The following is a 2,433-nucleotide window of genomic DNA, read 5'->3' as shown; positions in this document are numbered from 1 at the left end:
TCATCAAAACAGACCTGTACAGAACCTGTGTGATGACAATAAACGACCAGAGGCAGAGGTTTAAGCTTTAATTCCTTTTCACACTGGCGTTTGGACTCCAGGATATCGGCAATATTTGCCTGTGCATCGTCGTAAACGCAAAAGCATTGGATGTCTTCCTTGCTATAGCGGGTGAGCACCAGTTCCGGGTAACGTTCCAGGGGAAGATTGAAGAGTTTAAGTTTTGGTAGACTGAACGATCCGTCCGCTCTCAGATGTCCTGAGGTGAAACGAGGATAAACTCCCCAGATAACGATATTGGAACGTCCAAGAAGTCCATCGTGCAATGATTGCAGGTCAGGCAGAAGTTTTGCCTGCAGTTTATCCGCATCTGCACCTCTTTTCATACGCCAGCTGTGGAGGAGAGGAAAAACCCTTTGATCTCGCCATGAAAATGGATTTACGGACAATGGGTATTGGAACTTTTTTACCAGCCGGATACTCCAAGAACTTTAAAATCCCTCCTTACGGAATAGGGTAAATAATAAGTTTAATGGAGTATTACCATGAATGTTGTCCATGGAGCGGGGATCTCTGCAAGCCCGTGCCCTCACCCTCAATCAAACTCTGACACCCGGTCGGTAACAGCTTCTGGTCGATGGGCAGTGGGCGAACCGACCAACAAACTGCTACCCCGTCATCCCAGGGAGTATGAGCGACAGGAGCTACTGCGGGCTGCTGAGAGTGGACGCCTGGCATTTCGCCGAATTGGATTGAGTAAAGAAGCAAACTACTTCTCAGGCAAGGGAACACCAAGACCTTTCACCCTCGCCCTGCCGGGGAGGTTGATGCCTACCGAGCGCGTGCCAGATACTTATGGTGAATGGATGATAGGTACCGTTGATCCACAGTGCCTGTACATCTACAAACATAGTGCGTCGACCCGGGATCTGTTGCAGCCTGGCGTAACTCCGGATCATCTGGCGACAAAACTACTGCCTCATCTGCAATCATTGTTCGATAATCGTTTTGATCGTGGCAGTCGAATCCTCTGGAGAGTTTACCCTACCCGTTTCACCTCGGGACATCTGCAGGCAGATGGGACATTCAGTTTACCAAAATTGAAATTCAGCGATCATTCCTCCTTCCCTGAATACCCGGAACTGGTGCTTAACAAATACAGCAGAGAAGACATCAAATGCTTTTGTGTATACAACGATGGACAGAGAAATATTACCGACATCCTGCTGAATAAGCGTCAGTGTGAATATAAATTGCAGCTTAAACCCTTGCCACTGGTCGTTTATTGCAACCGCACAGGTTCTGTACAAGTCTATTTTGATGATGAGCTGGACAATAAACACCTGGCCAGGAATGAGCATTCTCTGGATGATTTTACGTTTTCACAGGACATAGCCCCAGACCATTTCAGGGACATGTTAAATCTACTGCCAATGTCTTTGCGAGCAGAGGCACTGAACTCGGAATTAACCGTCTCACCCGATGTTATGCACAAATTGAAAGAGGCCATTGAGCTGGTGAGTGATCCCCGTTGTTACCATTACCAGAGGCTTCTGGAATTAAAACAAAGTGGCCTGCCAATTCACCAGCGTTTTTTTCATAAAGGAACTGTTCAATCTTTGCTTGACAAGCTGCTGATTTCCGAACAACTCAGAAGCGGTAAGTGTGAGCAAAACCGGGAACAGGAGAAGGAAGCCTGTCGCATACTTCATCTGCTTCTGCAGAGCGGGGCAGGGGTGGGGATTTCTGTTGACCAAATTTACAAAATGGACAATATCAACCACCCGTCAATGCCAGCGGGAGTTTTCAATTATATGGTGGCTGCCTTTGGTCCCTTTGATTTTCTGACCCTCAAACATCTCAAAAGGATACCTTTGACCGGTTGCCCGGGAAGCATCGTTGAATTTGACCGAATCTGCCGGGACAACACTCAACCGCAACGGCAAAAATGCCTGACAAGGGCATTACGTTATGTGGTAAGTCTACCGAATCCAACGCTCGAATATATTCAGTCCAACCTACTGGCCCTTTTTCATTATAAGGCTTCTTTGGATCAAGACATGCTGAATAGTCTTAAATTCGGCCTGAAGAGGAATTGCCGTAACGGTGAGACGCACATTGATGGTTGCTTCGTAGATGATTATATCCAATGGGTTGAAAAATTATGGAAGCAACGGGAAACGCATCCCTACTACCAGAATTGGCCAAAACTTGTCCAGCAGTCCAAGGGGGAAATCAATGACCTGAGACAATCTCTGGGTCTGGACGATTCTCGCGACCAGGCAACGCCCCTGACAGCCGAGCCATCCATGGCATTACAGTTTGTGGTGGACGCCTTCAGCAAACCGCCGGTCTTGCCTGAAAATGTCGGCGATAACGAAAAAACCATCCTGAAGGTACTGCAGCATTATTACCGCCGTCCGGGACCGGAGC

The 2,433-nt window shown here is 47.8% G+C and carries 2 protein-coding genes; one reads left to right on the top strand and one right to left on the bottom strand.

The window, feature by feature from the left end; translation table 11 throughout:
* Nucleotides 1–386 (bottom strand): hypothetical protein (locus tag KDK16_RS11330; protein WP_257276191.1); only part of this gene is annotated, 386 nt, incomplete at its 3' end.
* A gap of 258 nt (nucleotides 387–644) precedes the next feature.
* Here KDK16_RS11330 and KDK16_RS11325 point away from each other — a divergent pair.
* On the top strand, nucleotides 645–2,433 hold a 1,789-nt coding region (locus KDK16_RS11325; protein WP_257276190.1), incomplete at its 3' end, for a hypothetical protein.

The organism is Endozoicomonas sp. SESOKO4 (assembly GCF_024606275.1).
The sequence above is the reverse complement of the archived record's forward strand: the minus strand, read 5'-3'. Positions and strand labels throughout refer to the sequence as shown.